Source organism: Brochothrix campestris FSL F6-1037, from assembly GCF_000525915.1.
In the GTDB taxonomy this organism is placed as follows: Bacteria; Bacillota; Bacilli; order Lactobacillales; family Listeriaceae; genus Brochothrix; species Brochothrix campestris.
On record NZ_AODH01000016.1, the window covers coordinates 40,309 to 56,244 of the forward strand.

Here is a 15,936-nt window from a genome sequence, read left to right on the forward strand (position 1 = left end):
TATGATTGATATCTTTCTTTACAACACCAAGTATAGCAGACAAATAACGTCTTAAACGTAAGTCATTATGACAGCTCTGTGAACTCGCCTAAATAAGGCGAATTAATGACTATCTTTAAAGATATAAATATTGTAAAATGTTCTTCTGCGGACTCACGTTATCATTTTTCATTTGAAAAAACATCAGCTATGATAGATGTATGTAAGCATTTTGAGGAGGTTAAGTATGCGACGAATATATAAAGATTTTCGTAAAGCAGAGCAAGTTGAGCTAGTTCCAAGAGGACTGATTATTTATATGATGACATCAACGAAAACACCACTGATGATGCAAATGAAGCTGGAGAAAAGTCGTAAAAGTCCAAGGCATGTCACGCATTATTATGTGAATCATGACACCATCTATCGTGCGCAAAATATCAATCGTATCAGTTCTCATCGCTGTCAAAATAAAACGAGCGATGCACTAATTAGTTACACAGTTTGTCATTTGACGACAGATTCACTAATTGAACAAAAGCAGAATTTAAAAGTCTTGTGTCAACAAATAGCGGAGGATGTAAAACGCTTAGGAATAGCTGTTAGTCCGAAAACGATTTTTTGTGAAGATGATACGATAAACGTGGCCGAAATGATTGAATGTATTGAAGCAGAGCTGAGCTGTGAAAGGGGAACAATGTCACATCTGCGTTTGCCTGTGCAAGTAGGAGATGTTGTGCGGTTGAAGTATGCCTGTAAACGATGGCCGAATGGTAAGGCTGTTAGCGAGACAGAACGGGCACAAGGTTATAAAATAATTCAGAAGAAAGCCACAACAGCCATTACAGCGGAGCGTCTTTTTTTTACTCGATCGTATCTATCAGTGGGTTAAAGAGAAGGATATACAAAAAGCGACCTACCATTAGTAGATCGCTGAAAAAGCTGTATCACATTAATTGAAGTCGCTTATAGTTGCATACCGTATTGTTGAAGTCATAGGCAGGTGTATCATACAGTTCGATGAGTGCTGAGTTATCGTACAGTTTAATGACTGTCCCCTTAAAGAAAATACCACTACGGTTGAATTGAACCGCATCACCGATGTTGAAGTCGCATTCTTTTTCCACCTGTTTACCTCTACTGTCAAAAGCCACGCTTGATAATGCCATAATTGAAACACCCCTTATCGTTTAATTAGACCCCTAAAGACTTTAACGCTATCTACCCGATTTTCAAATTAGAAAACATATAATATAAAAATATGATGTTATAACAACATTGTAACCGTTTTCTTGCTAAAGTCAACTTTATTTTTTAGAATTATTAGTTTTTAATGAAAAAAAATACGAATCCCTTCAGCAGCTCGCAAATGTTATACTGGAGAGACAAAAGTAAACACATGCTAGGAGTTGAAGGTATTGTGACAAAAATTGTTATTTTAGCAGAAAAACCAAGTCAAGCAAAAGCATATGCAGATAGCTTTCAATCGAAACAAAAAATAGCCGGTGGTTTTGCGATTAAAGATGAGTTGTTCACAGCCGATGTCATTATCACTTATGCCTATGGTCATTTAGTCGAGTTGCAAAATCCAGAATATTATACTGCTGACTGGAAAAAATGGCAGTTGCAGCAATTGCCGATGTTTCCTGAACGCTATCAATTTAAGGTGACAGCAGATAAACGAGCCCATTTTAAACAGGTCAAAAGTTATTTGGATGAAGCGGATCAAATTATCATTGCGACCGATAGTGATCGTGAGGGTGAAAATATCGCGCGTTCTATCATTGAGGTCAGTGGTAATGCTCAGAAGCCAACGCAGCGTCTCTGGATTAACTCGCTCGAATCCGACGAGATACGTAAAGGGTTCGCAACGCTACGACCAGGTGCTGATTATTATTCCGCTTATATTGAGGCGCAAACACGGCAAATTAGTGATTGGTTAGTCGGAATGAACATTAGTCGCCTGTACACCTTATTGTTGCAAAAAAAGGGGCTGACTGGTGTGTTTTCGATTGGTCGTGTACAAACGCCAACCTTGTTTTTAATTTGGCAGAGACAACAGGAGATTGCTGAATTCAAACCGGAAACGTATTACGAAGCGTACCTTGAAGTTGAGGCAGAACACGGTCATTACCGTGCAAAGCATAAGCAACAGTTTAAATCACTCGCCGACTTACGGGCTTATTTCAAAAAAGGGAACATTTCCTATCAGACAGAACAGCCAGCGCGAGTAACCAAGTTAGAAACCAAACAAAAACAAGTTGCTTCACCGCAATTGTATTCATTATCTGATTTGCAAAGTCATGCCAACCGCTTATATAAAATTAGCCCAGCGAGCACCTTAAAAATAGTACAGACTCTATATGAACGTAAATTAGTCTCCTATCCAAGAACGGATTGTCATTTCATTACCCCGGCTGAATTTAACTATTTAAAGAGTGGACTGAGCGATTATTGTAACATCGAGCAGGTTGAAATCAGTGACCCGCGCTTGAATGCGAATAAACGGTATGTTGATGCTGCAAAAGTACAAGAGCATTATGCGATTATCCCAACTAAAAAGAAACTGAGCGCCGCGAGTCTTGCGAAACTGGGGAACTTTGAAAAAAAACTCTATCATTTAATTGTCAAACGAACGATTGCGATGTTTGCCCCACCGTATGTGTATGATGAAACAACGGTGGAAACAAGCGTTGAGACAGAACCGTTTAAAACAATTGGACGAACAGTCAAACAACGCGGTTGGAAAGCTATTTTAGCAACGACCACGCCAAAAGTAAAAAAAAGACGATTTGCCTGCTTTGCCGAAGTTGCAACTGCACGAACAGGTTGCTGCCACCTTAGTCGATAAAGCCTGTGAAACAAAAGCCCCGCCTGTATATACTGAAGGGACGTTAATTACCGCCATGAAAACGATTGGAAAAGGCAGTGAAGCTGAGGCGAAAAAAAATTCTAAAAGCGATTGAGGGTATTGGTACAGAAGCCACACGTGCGAACATCCTAGAAACCTTAAAGCGACAAGAATATATTGAGGTGAACGCAAGTCAAATACGGGTGACCGACAAAGGCTGCGTCCTGTGTGAAAATATTAAAGATGTAGAAATTTCAAGCGCTGAGATGACAGCGAAATGGGAAGGTTACTTAAAAAAAATCCATGATGGCACAGGGACACAGGCTGCCTTTTTAGGCAGTATCCAACGCTTTATTGAACATTTAATCGCAGTTGTCCCGCAACAATTAGCGACAGCTCAGATTGATGTGACGGCCGAGTCGCAAGCGATTGGCACCTGTCCGACCTGTGGAAAAGCAGTACTTGAAAAATTCAAGGTGTTTGGCTGTGAAAGTTGTGATTTTGTCATCTTCAAAAAAATATTAAATAAAAAAATCAGTCGGACGATGTGTGTGAAACTGTTGAAAACACGTAAAACTAATCTTTTAAAAGGATTTATTAGTAAAAATGGGAAAAAATTCAATGCCAGTTTACGGTTGGACGATGAAAATAAAGTGGCGTTCAAATTTATTCCATTTACGAAAGCTAAATAAAAGTTTGACCATTTTGAACCAATGGAATGACAGTCGCTTACTTTTATGCTATTCTAAGACCATGAATCGAACGAAGGAGTGGTCTTAATGAAAGTGGATTTGAATCGCATTAATGCGTTAGCAAAAAAAGAAAAAAAGAAACTGGACTAACTGAAGCGGAGACAAAAGAACAGGCAGTGTTACGCCAAGCCTACTTAGCTGAAATCAAAGGGCAAGTACTAAATACGGTTTCTGGCCTTAAAATTATGGACGAACAAGGCAACGATGTGACCCCTAAAAAAATTTAAAGATGAGCGTAATAAACAAAAACCATGCGAGTACGATTATTAGTAATAAATTCCCGCGTGTTTAACGATGAAAAAGGCCCTCTGGCAACTGCCAGAGGGCCTTTTTTTTATGTAGTGTATTATCGTGTTGATTTAGCTTTTGATGCGATAAATTTACGGAAGTAGAAATCAAGTCCAATTTTACCGGCGTTTTGACCACCAACAATAATGAAGAAGCCGATTAAAATGTATAATGGGTTAACTGAGACAGTGCCACCGAATAAGAAAGCAAAGTTCATTACCATTCCGAAGAATACGGCTGTTTTAGTAAAGAGTCCGACGATTAAACCAAGACCAATTAATAATTCGCCCCACATAACGAGGAAACTGAATAATTCAACGTTGCCTGCTGCAAATGTTTCAATGAACCAGTTGTATGCAGGATATAAAGCGTTACCCTCAGGTCCTGTGACCGGATTTGCAACAATGTTGTTAATTAAGCCGCCAGCGCTGAAGGCTGTATCTCCTGTAATTTTTCCGAAACCAGATGATAACCATTGATACCCAAGATAAACCCGTAAGACTGTTAAAATTGCCATTGCAATTTTATTTGTTCGTAACCAATTCAACATAATAATTCCTCCCTCATAATTGAGCTGTTTCTCTGAACTAAGTAAAAATGAATGATGTGCATTTATCGATGTAACTATTTTTATTACTCTTTTAGTATATGTAACTCTTTTTTATTTAACAATCAGTTTTGCTTAATTTACGATTTTAGCCATAAAAATGTGACAAAAATATTAACACGGAAGCTGTTTTGAGATAAAATACTAATTTTTATGGTAAAATCAACAACTTTTTTAAATTAGTTCTAATTTTGGCCGCCTGACAGTTCAGTTTGAACAGCCCTTTTGTTCGCAAACGACACAACTTGTTGCTTATACTAGAGTTAGAAAGACGAGGGGGTGAGAGGATGTATGCTTATTTTGATGTATATGCCGACATTTTTGCTCGTATCAAGCAACGAGGACATGATGTGCATCATTTATTGCCAACAGCGCAGGTACGATTGCCAATGCTGACGATGACAACACAAAACAATGCTGATATTTTAGTCCCACCATCGGAAAAAACGACACAATTAACCATTGTTTGCTATGAAAAAGCATCGGAGCCGGAGTCGCTCATCGATTTGATGGAGGATGTACTAGGCGAATTACTACGCGAAGGTCATGATCAATTGCCGTGGGAAATTAGCCGTTGTCGGATGAAGGTGGACTACCAGTGGTTAGAAAATAAAGCTGTGGTGGCTGGCCAGTTAACGATTGTATTGCCACTGACCAAACGAACACAATAAATGATAGGTGTATGCTTACTAGCAAAATCATGCCACCATCCTCATTTTCAATCTTATTGCTATAGCGCAAAAACCCCTCCCAACCACTTATGTATCAAGGGTTGGGAGGGGTTGTAATTATGTCCTGAGGGGGATTCGAACCCTCGACCGATGGCTTAGAAGGCCATTGCTCTATCCTGCTGAGCTATCAGGACAAATGTGAAACAATGTTGTACTCAACAAAACTTATTGTATGATTTATCACGGAAAAAGTCAATAGTATTGCTGAAATAAACTTAAACACCCTTAATGAGCACCAAATAGATGCTGCTTCCATATTTATAGAAGAAAGTTGCAGTTGACACCGAGTTCATCAGATTAGATAATGACGAAGAAGGAAAACAGAGGTGGAGGGAACAAACAAATGAGTCGAGAAGAAGATATGATGCTTAAAAAAGTATTGATTTCGGCCCAACGGATGGCGCCAGAGGATCGACAACTGGCAACGGCATTAATCGACGTGTACTTAGCAGAGCGAAACTATCAGCAAGCAATAAATGTTGGTGAAGATTACATGCGCATTGTTACCACAGATCGTGACATTATTCAGCAATTAGCGCCAGCCTTTGAGGCAACACAGCAGCACCAGTGTTATCGACAGTGGTTGATTGATGCGACTGAGATCGAGGGTTTTCAAGCGACAGTCGTCGCTGAAGAAGCGACGGGAGAACAGGTTGTACGCTTAACGCCCGGTTTTAAAAAGCATCAGCACGCATTAGCACAATGGCCATTACACGATCAACTCGGATTGCTTCAAACGGGTAATGAGGTACAGATACAATTTTACCAACCTGAAATACAAGCGTTGCTCCAACATAAGGCGCTCACTGTTACTCAGCGTGTCTTTGCACTTGAAGCGTTGCATCGTATTGGCGATGAACAACAATACCGTCTCACTATCCGTGGTCAAACGCTCGATTGCGTACCCGCTCATACGCCATTACGCAGTGAAAATCTTTTTTATCACGCGTTAATTGAAGCGGTTGTAAAACGTTTAGCCGATAACACCCCTGATTTAGCAAATGAAGCGGTTGTTGTTATTCGCCGCCATCAAACGGCGCTCTATCCCCAAGTACCATCACAACAACAGTTGAATGAATGGGTCGAAGCGTATGTCAGCTGGTTAGAGCGGATTTATCACGGGGTAAACCACTCTGACAAGCAAATGCAAAAAGCACTTATCTTAGATGAAATCGACCGTTACGCGTTAGAAAATATCGGGTTTTAGTAATTATCAGTTGAAATGAACGCGATGTATAGTATATACTGATAAAGGTTGAAATTAAAAAACAAATAACATATATCGAACGTTAGTACTTTAAAAACGTTCATTATTTTGGAGGGAATTATATAATGACAGCACAATGGGAAAAATTAGAAGGTAACGAAGGTAAATTAACAATCACTATTCCGCAAGCGGAAGTAAAAGTAGCTTTAGATGAAGCGTTCAAAAAAGTTCGTAAAACATTGGCACCAAAAGGTTTCCGTAAAGGTAAATTACCTCGTCAAATGTTTAACCAAATGTACGGTGAAGCATCATTATTCAACGATGCATTAGACGTATTATTACCAACAGTTTATCCTGCAGCAATCGATGAAACAGGAATCAACCCAGTTGCTTCTCCAAACATCGACATCGAAAAAATCGAAGCAGATTCTGACTGGGTTATCTCAGCAGTTGTAACTGTTAAACCAGAAGTTAAATTAGGCGATTACAAAGGTCTTAAAGTAGATAAAGCTGACGTTGAAGTATCTGATGAAGATGTTAAACATGAGTTAACTCACTTACAAGGTCATCAAGCTGAATTAGTATTAAAAGAAGGCGCTGCTGAAAAAGGCGATACAGTTGTAATCGACTTTGACGGATACTTAGATGGCGAACAATTCGAAGGTGGAAAATCTGAGAACTATTCATTAGAATTAGGTTCAGGTTCATTCATCCCAGGATTCGAAGAACAATTAGAAGGTAAAAAAGCTGAAGAAAACGTTGTTGTTAACGTAACTTTCCCAGAAGATTACCAAGCAGAAGACTTAGCTGGTAAAGCTGTTGAATTCAAAGTAGCTATCCACGAAGTTAAAACAAAAGAAGTTCCAGAATTAGATGACGAATTAGCTAAAGACATCGACAACGAAGTGGAAACACTTGCTGAATTAACTGAAAAAGTTAAAGCACGTTTAGCTGAAGATAAAGCAACTAAAGCTGTTCAAGCAAAAGAAAACCAAGCATTAGGTCAAGCTGTTGAAAACGCAGAAGTTGACGTGCCTGCTGTAATGATCGAACAAGAAAAAGAAATGTTGAAAAAACAATTCACTCAAGATATCGAAGCCCAAGGTTTAACAACTGAACTTTACTTCCAATTCACTGGTCAAACTGAAGAAGCATTAGATGAACAAATGGCTACTGACGCTGCTGGTCGCGTTAAAACTAACTTAGTGTTAGATGCAATCGCTAAAGCAGAAAACATCGAAGTAACTGAAGAAGAAATTAACACAGAAGTTGATCGTTTAGCTGAAATGTACAAAATGGACGCAGCAACAGTTCGTATGGCATTAGGCGATTTAACAACTGTTACTGAAGATTTACAAATCCGTAAAGCAGTTAAATTTGTAGTTGAAAGTTCAGTAGAAGCTTAAGTTATACTGACAACGCTCAATTAAACTAGCACTTTGTAAGAAGTTGTTTATCATAAGCTTCTTGCAAGGTGTTTTTTTGTCAATTTTGAGAGCGTCCTAGAAAAAAATAATAAGATATAATCTGTGTAAGTGTTTTAGTTGCAACTTGAGGGTGCAATGAGTATAGTAAATATAGAAATATAAGCATATTCGGGAGCGGGATAAGGGCAGTTGTTATCTTAATGTACGAGTTGATTTAAGGAGTGACGTTCGTGTCAAAATTCGATGAAAAAAGCCAGTTAAAATGCTCATTCTGTGGCAAATCACAAGATGAGGTCAAAAAATTAATTGCAGGGCCAGGCGTTTACATTTGTGATGAATGTGTCGATTTATGCAATGAAATTATCACAGAAGAATTGGATGCTGTACAAGCACCCATCTTTGAAGAGTTACCAAAACCAAGTGAACTTCGTTCAACCTTAGATGAGTATGTCATCGGCCAAGATCGTGCTAAGCGTGCGTTATCAGTCGCGGTATACAACCATTACAAACGCATTCAAGCAACTGCGTCACAAGCCGAAGGCGATGTTGAATTGCAAAAAAGTAATATTTGCTTAATCGGGCCAACAGGTAGTGGTAAAACATTATTGGCACAAACATTAGCGCGCGTACTCGATGTACCATTTGCAATCGCAGATGCAACCAGTTTAACTGAAGCTGGTTATGTCGGTGAAGATGTCGAAAACATTCTCTTGAAACTGATTCAAGCAGCTGATTTTGATGTCGAACGTGCAGAAAAAGGGATTATTTACATCGATGAAATCGATAAGGTTGCCCGTAAATCAGAGAATACCTCAATTACACGTGATGTTTCTGGTGAAGGTGTTCAACAAGCCTTGCTTAAAATTTTAGAAGGTACAGTTGCAAGTGTACCTCCTCAAGGTGGACGAAAACATCCGAATCAAGAATTTATTCAAATTGATACGAGCAAAATCCTCTTTATCGTTGGTGGTGCATTTGATGGCATTGAAGGCATCGTTCGTAATCGTTTAGGTGAAAAAGTGATTGGTTTTGGCAAAGAGAACAACACAATCAATGAAGATGAATCATTGATGCAAAAAGTAGTGCCAGAAGATCTCTTGAAATTCGGTTTGATTCCCGAATTTATCGGTCGATTACCAGTAATGGCCTCACTCGAGTTGTTAGATGAACCGGCTTTAATTTCAATTTTAACAGAACCTAAAAATGCGTTAGTGAAACAATACCAACGTTTATTAGAATTAGATGACGTTGAACTTGAATTTACAACTGATGCACTTAGCGCGATTGCCTTACTGGCGATTGAGCGACGCACCGGTGCACGTGGTCTCCGTTCAATCATCGAGCATATTATGTTAGATGTGATGTACGAAGTGCCAACCCGTGAAGATGTGACGAAATGTAAGATTACAGCAGCTGTTGTCAACGGCGAAGAACAACCGTTATTAAGCTTGAAAGACGGCTCTGAAATTGCAATGGCATAGCACAACCGCAGTTGCTAGTGTATAATATAAAATGAGCAAGTAAATAAGCTAACTACCTTGTGCTATAGCCAAGGTAGTTTTTTTAAGGAGCGAGACGATGAAAGTAAATCAAGTAGAACTATTAATCTCGGCTGTTAGACCAGAGCAATACCCAAAAGGGCAGTTGCCAGAATTCGCCTTAGCTGGTCGTTCGAACGTCGGTAAATCATCATTTATAAACCGTATGTTACAACGTAAAGCAATGGCACGTATTTCATCTAAGCCAGGGAAAACACAGACACTAAATTTTTATGAAGTGGAACAAAAACTAATCTTTGTCGATGTACCAGGCTATGGTTATGCTAAAATCTCAAAGAGTGAGCGTGCCAAATGGGGCGTGATGATGGAAACATATATGACCGACCGACCACCGCTAAAAGCAGTTATTCAAATTGTTGACATGCGCCATAAACCGTCAAGTGATGACGTGGCAATGTATCAATTTTTAAAACATCATGATATTCGTGTCATTGTAATCGCGACTAAATCGGATAAGATTCCGAAGGGGCGCTGGCAAAAAAGCATTAAAGAAATCAAAGAAACACTCAAATTCGACGCCGATGATAATATTGTTACCTTCTCATCTGAAAGTGGTCTAGGAAAAGACCAAGCGTGGAAAATCATCGAGAAATTCATGTAAGGAGTGAATCATCATGCCGAAACGTAATATTAGCAAGTCACAACACGCGTTTAAAAGCGCTGTTACCAAAATGCCAGGTGGTGTGAGTAGTCCGGTGCGAGCCTTTAATTCAGTTGATACCGAACCGGTGTACATCGATCGCGGCGAAGGGGCTTATTTATATGATATCGATGGCAATAAATACATCGATTATGTTTTATCATGGGGGCCACTTATTTTAGGTCATGCCAATCCGCGGGTCGTTCAAGACGTGCAAGCAATGACAGCCAAAGGCATGAGTTTTGGTGCAAATCATTTGAGCGAACTCGCATTAACTGATGAAGTTATCAAACGGGTACCATCTGCGGAGTCTGTCCGCTTTGTTAACTCGGGCACCGAGGCAACGATGAGCGCACTGCGTTTAGCGCGAGGCTACACTGGTCGTGACCTCATCATTAAATGTATCGGTAGTTACCATGGTCATGGCGACTCGCTCTTAATTAAGGCGGGATCGGGTGTGGCTACCTTAGGTTTACCTGATTCGCCGGGTGTTACAAAGGGTACTGTTGCGGATACAATCACAGTCCCTTACAATGATTTAGCGGCTGTTGAAGCAGTATTAAAACAACATCCACAACAAGTTGCCGCGCTGATTGTTGAACCAGTCGCAGGTAATATGGGTGTTGTACCGCCGATTGCAGGTTATTTGGAAGGCTTGCGTAGCCTAACACATCGTTATGATGCGTTACTGATTTTTGACGAAGTGATGACCGGTTTCCGTGTGGGATTACAATGTGCCCAAGGCCATTTCGGTGTGACGCCAGACCTAACTTGTTTAGGTAAGGTCATCGGTGGCGGCATGCCGGTAGGGGCTTATGCCGGTCCGCGAGCAATCATGGAACAGGTTGCGCCAGCAGGGAACATCTATCAAGCAGGTACGCTATCGGGTAATCCGTTAGCGATGACTGCGGGGGTGGCAACACTCGAACAGCTAACACCGGCAGTGTATGCGGAATTTAATCGCATCATTGATAAATTAACAACGGGTATCGAAACGATTGGGCGCGCCCATCAGATTCCCGTAACGGTTAACCGTGCGGGCTCGATGTTTGGTTTCTTCTTCGCTGATGGACCGATTCATAACTTTAATGATGTGAATCGCTCTAACTTGACGCGCTTTAGTGACTATTATCGTGAAATGAGCGATCGTGGCATATACTTGCCGCCATCGCAGTTTGAAGGCTTGTTTATTTCGACGGCCCACACCGATGTTGAGATTGATGCGACCTTGAATGCGATGGAAGATACCTTTGCCATCTTGCAAAAGTAAGTACTGGCACACGTGTTGACGATATGAGGGTGAACCATTGACGAATGTCGCTGTGAAATGCTACAATAAACGAAACTTAAATACTGCCAATAACGATGATGAGGAAGAGTAAATCAAGTGATTAGTTCAGAGAGGAAACGGCTGCTGCAAGTTTCTCTAATCCTTGGTTGAACGTAGCCTCTGAGTTGCTTTTTTGAATTCATAGTAAAAAAAAGCCGGTGCGAGCCGTTACGTAAATGAAGTGCTTTCCTCTAAGGGGGAAGTATAAAGGTGGTACCGCGGAATGCTCTTTTCGTCCTTTTTTGAGGATGAATGGGGCATTTTTTATATGGACAGAAAGGGATGATTACAATGACAAACAAAGAACCGTTAGCAACAAAATATGATCCACAAGCAATCGAAGCCGGCCGTTATGACTGGTGGGTAAAAAAAGGCTTTTTCGAAGCAACAGGAGACGAGGCTAAACAACCGTTTAGCGTTGTAATTCCACCGCCAAACGTAACAGGTAAATTGCACTTAGGTCACGCTTGGGATACGACTTTACAAGATATTATTACCCGCCAAAAACGGATGCAAGGCTACGATGTACTTTGGTTACCAGGGATGGATCATGCGGGTATTGCAACGCAGGCAAAAGTAGAGGCTAAATTACGTGAAGAAGGTATTTCACGCTATGATTTAGGCCGTGAAAAATTTGTTGAGCAAGTTTGGGACTGGAAAGAAGAATATGCCGGTCACATTCGTGAACAATGGGCAAGCATGGGCTTAGGACTTGATTATTCAAAAGAACGTTTCACACTTGATGAAGGCTTGAACAAAGCGGTCAACAATGTGTTTGTCACGTTGTACGAAAAAGGGTTGATTTACCGAGGTGAACGCATCATTAACTGGGATCCAGCGGCTCAAACAGCACTTTCTGATATCGAAGTTATTCATAAAGACATAAACGGTCACTTCTATCACTTAAAATACCCGTTAACAGACGGGTCAGGTTTCTTAGAAGTTGCGACTACTCGTCCCGAAACAATTCCTGGTGATACAGCGGTTGCTGTTCACCCTGACGACGAACGTTATGCACAATACATCGGCAAAACGATTACATTACCGATTATCGGCCGTGAAATTCCAATCATTGCCGACGAGTATGTTGAACGTGAATTTGGTTCAGGTGTCGTTAAAATTACACCGGCACATGATCCAAACGACTTTGAGGTTGGTAACCGTCATGACTTGCCACGTATTATCGTAATGAACGAAGATGGCACAATGAACGAAAAAGCAGGCAAATATAATGGCATGGATCGATTTGACTGTCGTAAAGCGATTATTAAAGACTTTGAAGCATTAGACTTAGTCGTTAAAATCGAAGATCATCCTCATTCAGTTGGTCACTCTGAACGTACTGATGCAGTGGTTGAGCCGTACTTATCAAAACAATGGTTCGTTAAAATGGGGCCATTAGCTGAGCAAGCACTTGACTTACAAAAATCAGACGACAAAGTTAATTTTGTGCCTGATCGTTTCGATAACCAGTACACACGTTGGATGGAAAACATTCACGACTGGTGTATTTCACGTCAATTATGGTGGGGTCACCGCATCCCAGCTTGGTATAACGAAGCTGGTGAGGTACATGTTGGGATGGAAGCTCCTGCAGGCGAAGGCTGGACACAGGATAACGATGTCTTAGATACGTGGTTCTCATCTGCTTTGTGGCCGTTTTCAACAATGGGCTGGCCAGACGAAGACGCAGAAATGTTCAAACGTTACTTCCCGACGAATGTCCTTGTAACGGGTTACGATATCATCGCTTTCTGGGTATCACGGATGATTTTCCAATCGGTTGAATTTACCGGTCGCCGTCCGTTTGAAGATGCACTGATTCACGGCTTGGTTCGTGACGAAGAAGGTCGCAAAATGTCGAAATCACTCGGTAATGGTGTTGATCCGATTGAAGTCATTAATAAATACGGTGCCGATTCATTGCGTTACTTCTTAACAACCGGCACATCGCCAGGTCAAGATTTACGTTTCAGCTACGAAAAAGTTGAAGCAACCTGGAACTTCATCAACAAAATTTGGAACGCCTCACGTTTTGTAATGATGAACATCGACGGTCTTGAAGCGAAAGACATCGATTTAAGCAACGTAACAGATGTTAGTGATCAATGGATACTCACGCGTTTAAACGAAACAATCGAACGTGTAACGGAGTTAGCGGACCGTTATGAATACGGTGAAGTTGGTCGTCAATTAAATAACTTCATTTGGGATGACTACTGTGATTGGTACATCGAAATTAGTAAAATTACACTTTACGGTGAAAATGAAGCCGCTAAAGCAACAACGAAAGCGGTCTTAGCTTACGTATTGGATAATATTTTACGTTTGCTACACCCATTCATGCCATTTGTAACCGAAGAAATTTGGCAACAATTACCGACAGAAGGCGAATCGATTGTTACTGCTGCATGGCCAACTGTACGTGTTGAGTTGAACAACGAGCAAGCGGCTGAAGCGATGAAATTATACGTGGAAGTAATTCGTGCGGTTCGAACCATTCGTACAGAAGTGAACACGCCCTTAAGCCGTCCGATTACAATGATGATTAAAGCGAAAACGCCAGCAGTAAAAGCGTTATTAGTCGAAAATAAATCATACATTGAGCGTTTTTGTAATCCCGAAACATTAACAATTGATACGGAATTAGACGTGCCCGCACAAGTAATGACCGCTGTTGTCACAGGCGCTGAAATTTACTTGCCATTGCAAGGTTTAATTGATGTTGCAGCTGAAACGGAACGTTTAGCTAAAGAACTCGATAAATTGAAAAAAGAAGTGGCTCGTGTGCAAGGAAAACTGAACAACGAACGTTTTGTCGCTAATGCGCCAGACGAGGTTGTGGCTGTTGAACGTGCCAAAGAACAAGATTATTTAGAAAAACATGCGCTTGTTGAACAACGCATCGCAGAGTTAGCTAACCTATAGTCAAAGGACTGAAGCAGATGACGACACAGTACGACGACGCAATCGCGTGGATCCACTCACGTTTACGCCTCGGTATTAAACCAGGACTTGAACGGATGACTTATCTGCTTGCGCAACTCGGGCATCCTGAACAGAAAAATCGTTGGGTCCATGTTGCGGGAACGAACGGTAAGGGGTCAACCGTTGCGTATTTGCGCACAACCTTACAAGCGGCAGGTTATGAAGTTGGTACCTTTACCTCGCCTTACATTGAAACGTTCAATGAGCGCATCAGCGTCAATGGGCAACCAATCAGTGATGACGAACTGGTAGCATTGATTACAAAAATACGCCCGATTGTTGAGGCGATGGCGACGTCGCCTTATGGTGAACCGACTGAATTTGAAGTGATTACAGCGATGTTCTTCGATTATTTTGCGACGATGCACTCGATTGATATTGGCATCGTTGAAGTCGGACTTGGCGGCCGCTTAGATAGTACTAATGTGATTGATCCGATACTGAGTGTTATTACAACAATCGGGATGGATCACATTGGCATTTTAGGAGATACCCTCGCCAAAATCGCCTCGGAGAAAGCCGGTATCATCAAACCGAATCGTCCGGTCGTTTCTGGAGTGACACAGGCTGAGTTGCAGCCATTGTTTCGTCAGTGGGCACTCGAACAGTCTGCGCCCTATTACGAGGTGGGTCAGGCTTATACAATCGAACAGGTAACTGACAATCGTTTAACTTTTAAAACGACCGATGACGTCTACAGAGATGTCGTTGTCGGTTTAGTAGGAGATCATCAGTTGCGTAATGCAGCGGTGGCGATACAAGCGTTGCTGTTATTACAACCGCTTTATCCACATGTGACCGAAGCCGTAATACGAGTAGGGCTTGCCACAACAAAATGGCCCGGTCGGTTTGAAACGGTGCACCACCAGCCAACGATTGTGTTAGATGGCGCGCATAATAATGAGGGGATGACGACTTTTGTCGACACACTGGCTAAAATGTACCCTTCACAACCGAAACAGGTGCTTTTCTCAGCCTTAACTGACAAACCACTGGATACGATGTTGGCGCGTTTATTAACGCTATCAAGCACCACGGTGACCTTAACGACTTTTGATTATCCACGGGCAATGACAGCTAGTCAGCTACAAACGAAGGCCACGCAATTTGCACTGCCGCATGCAGCGGATTGGCGTCAGACGCTGACTACCTTCATTGAAGAAGCAACTGCTGATGATACCGTCATTGCAGTGACAGGGTCACTGTATTTTATCGCAGAAGTACGGGCGTATTTATTGGCGTTGAAATAAGGGCTCTATGTCAAATAGTGTTGTTATTCAAAATTTAGTAAAATAAGTCATTTTTGCAGCTACCTTTTTTGGTAGCTGCTTTTTTTTGTAGTCATTCCTAATGTGAAGGACGCTTTCTGCGGGTGACGCTTCATCCTCCGCGCTCCGCTGGGGGTATTCAGCTGCCACTTTTCCCGCTAGAGTCGCCTTCACAAACGTCATGACGCTGCACGTTTATTATTGAGGCTCCTCGCGTATTAAAAGACAGTACAAGAGTCAATTAATTACGAGTTGGGAGCGATGCGTTTATGATTGAATCCGAGTAGAATCCTGTTTCTGAAATTTTGA

Annotated in this window: 14 protein-coding genes, 1 tRNA gene and 1 other annotated feature; of the genes, 12 read left to right on the plus strand and 3 right to left on the minus strand. The window is 41.3% G+C overall.

From position 1 onward, the window contains the following. Positions 1 to 226 precede the first annotated feature (226 nt). Positions 227 to 871, plus strand: a complete 645-nt coding sequence (locus tag BCAMP_RS04345) for a hypothetical protein (protein WP_035313976.1) — start codon at positions 227 to 229, stop codon at positions 869 to 871. A gap of 55 nt (positions 872 to 926) precedes the next feature. Here the strand turns inward: BCAMP_RS04345 and BCAMP_RS04350 are convergent, their stop codons facing one another. Further along, positions 927 to 1,148 carry a DUF2187 family protein gene (locus BCAMP_RS04350; RefSeq protein WP_035313977.1) on the minus strand — a complete coding sequence of 74 codons (222 nt, stop codon included), beginning with the start codon at positions 1,146 to 1,148 and terminating at the stop codon, positions 927 to 929. A 251-nt stretch (positions 1,149 to 1,399) separates the two neighbouring features. Between BCAMP_RS04350 and BCAMP_RS13000 the strand changes: the two genes are divergently transcribed. The 3 genes from BCAMP_RS13000 to BCAMP_RS14995 all read left to right on the plus strand — a co-directional run bounded on the left by BCAMP_RS13000 (position 1,400) and on the right by BCAMP_RS14995 (position 3,809). Continuing rightward, positions 1,400 to 2,830, plus strand: a complete 1,431-nt coding sequence (locus BCAMP_RS13000) for a DNA topoisomerase (protein ID WP_051456880.1) — start codon at positions 1,400 to 1,402, stop codon at positions 2,828 to 2,830. Between the two features lie 77 nt (positions 2,831 to 2,907). Beyond that, positions 2,908 to 3,522, plus strand: coding sequence for a type IA DNA topoisomerase (locus BCAMP_RS13780; RefSeq protein WP_198015704.1), 615 nt, complete (start codon positions 2,908 to 2,910; stop codon positions 3,520 to 3,522). A 176-nt stretch (positions 3,523 to 3,698) separates the two neighbouring features. After that, positions 3,699 to 3,809 (plus strand): DUF896 domain-containing protein, encoded by a 111-nt coding sequence (locus BCAMP_RS14995; RefSeq protein WP_408605177.1) that lies wholly within the window; start codon positions 3,699 to 3,701, stop codon positions 3,807 to 3,809. 119 nt (positions 3,810 to 3,928) lie between these two features. Here BCAMP_RS14995 and BCAMP_RS04365 read toward each other — a convergent pair whose 3' ends face one another. Beyond that, positions 3,929 to 4,420, minus strand: coding sequence for a DoxX family protein (locus BCAMP_RS04365; RefSeq protein WP_035313979.1), 492 nt, complete (start codon positions 4,418 to 4,420; stop codon positions 3,929 to 3,931). Between the two features lie 344 nt (positions 4,421 to 4,764). On the opposite strand from BCAMP_RS04365, the gene BCAMP_RS04370 reads away from it, so the two are divergent. Next, positions 4,765 to 5,148: a hypothetical protein gene (locus BCAMP_RS04370; RefSeq protein ID WP_035313981.1), complete on the plus strand. Its 384-nt coding sequence runs from the start codon at positions 4,765 to 4,767 to the stop codon at positions 5,146 to 5,148. 120 nt (positions 5,149 to 5,268) lie between these two features. On the opposite strand, the gene BCAMP_RS04375 is transcribed toward BCAMP_RS04370, so the two are convergent. Then, positions 5,269 to 5,342: transfer RNA gene (locus BCAMP_RS04375), tRNA-Arg, on the minus strand. Positions 5,343 to 5,551: 209 nt separating this feature from the next. Between BCAMP_RS04375 and BCAMP_RS04380 the strand changes: the two genes are divergently transcribed. From BCAMP_RS04380 to BCAMP_RS04410, 7 genes are all read left to right on the plus strand, one after another. Further along, positions 5,552 to 6,415 carry a hypothetical protein gene (locus BCAMP_RS04380; protein WP_035313983.1) on the plus strand — a complete coding sequence of 288 codons (864 nt, stop codon included), beginning with the start codon at positions 5,552 to 5,554 and terminating at the stop codon, positions 6,413 to 6,415. A 125-nt stretch (positions 6,416 to 6,540) separates the two neighbouring features. Next, positions 6,541 to 7,821, plus strand: a complete 1,281-nt coding sequence (gene tig, locus BCAMP_RS04385) for a trigger factor (protein WP_035313985.1) — start codon at positions 6,541 to 6,543, stop codon at positions 7,819 to 7,821. A 251-nt stretch (positions 7,822 to 8,072) separates the two neighbouring features. Next, positions 8,073 to 9,323, plus strand: a complete 1,251-nt coding sequence (gene clpX / locus BCAMP_RS04390) for an ATP-dependent Clp protease ATP-binding subunit ClpX (RefSeq protein WP_035313988.1) — start codon at positions 8,073 to 8,075, stop codon at positions 9,321 to 9,323. A gap of 97 nt (positions 9,324 to 9,420) precedes the next feature. Next, positions 9,421 to 10,002: a ribosome biogenesis GTP-binding protein YihA/YsxC gene (gene yihA / locus BCAMP_RS04395; protein ID WP_035313990.1), complete on the plus strand. Its 582-nt coding sequence runs from the start codon at positions 9,421 to 9,423 to the stop codon at positions 10,000 to 10,002. A 13-nt stretch (positions 10,003 to 10,015) separates the two neighbouring features. Then, entirely contained in the window at positions 10,016 to 11,311 is a 1,296-nt protein-coding gene (gene hemL, locus BCAMP_RS04400) for a glutamate-1-semialdehyde 2,1-aminomutase (protein WP_035313991.1), read from the plus strand. 86 nt (positions 11,312 to 11,397) lie between these two features. Continuing rightward, positions 11,398 to 11,614: a binding site (T-box leader), on the plus strand. A 48-nt stretch (positions 11,615 to 11,662) separates the two neighbouring features. Beyond that, positions 11,663 to 14,299 (plus strand): valine--tRNA ligase, encoded by a 2,637-nt coding sequence (locus tag BCAMP_RS04405; protein ID WP_035314007.1) that lies wholly within the window; start codon positions 11,663 to 11,665, stop codon positions 14,297 to 14,299. 17 nt (positions 14,300 to 14,316) lie between these two features. Further along, positions 14,317 to 15,609 carry a bifunctional folylpolyglutamate synthase/dihydrofolate synthase gene (locus tag BCAMP_RS04410; protein ID WP_035313993.1) on the plus strand — a complete coding sequence of 431 codons (1,293 nt, stop codon included), beginning with the start codon at positions 14,317 to 14,319 and terminating at the stop codon, positions 15,607 to 15,609. The last annotated feature ends 327 nt before the right edge of the window (positions 15,610 to 15,936 follow it).

Bases quoted from the DNA above. Each gene is read 5' to 3' on its own strand.
- BCAMP_RS04345 (WP_035313976.1), top strand. From the start codon at position 227: ATGCGACGAATATATAAAGATTTTCGTAAAGCAGAGCAAGTTGAGCTA.
- BCAMP_RS04350 (WP_035313977.1), bottom strand. From the start codon at position 1,148: ATGGCATTATCAAGCGTGGCTTTTGACAGTAGAGGTAAACAGGTGGAA.
- BCAMP_RS04365 (WP_035313979.1), bottom strand. From the start codon at position 4,420: ATGTTGAATTGGTTACGAACAAATAAAATTGCAATGGCAATTTTAACA.
- BCAMP_RS04370 (WP_035313981.1), top strand. From the start codon at position 4,765: ATGTATGCTTATTTTGATGTATATGCCGACATTTTTGCTCGTATCAAG.
- BCAMP_RS04380 (WP_035313983.1), top strand. From the start codon at position 5,552: ATGAGTCGAGAAGAAGATATGATGCTTAAAAAAGTATTGATTTCGGCC.
- tig (WP_035313985.1), top strand. From the start codon at position 6,541: ATGACAGCACAATGGGAAAAATTAGAAGGTAACGAAGGTAAATTAACA.
- yihA (WP_035313990.1), top strand. From the start codon at position 9,421: ATGAAAGTAAATCAAGTAGAACTATTAATCTCGGCTGTTAGACCAGAG.
- hemL (WP_035313991.1), top strand. From the start codon at position 10,016: ATGCCGAAACGTAATATTAGCAAGTCACAACACGCGTTTAAAAGCGCT.
- BCAMP_RS04405 (WP_035314007.1), top strand. From the start codon at position 11,663: ATGACAAACAAAGAACCGTTAGCAACAAAATATGATCCACAAGCAATC.
- BCAMP_RS04410 (WP_035313993.1), top strand. From the start codon at position 14,317: ATGACGACACAGTACGACGACGCAATCGCGTGGATCCACTCACGTTTA.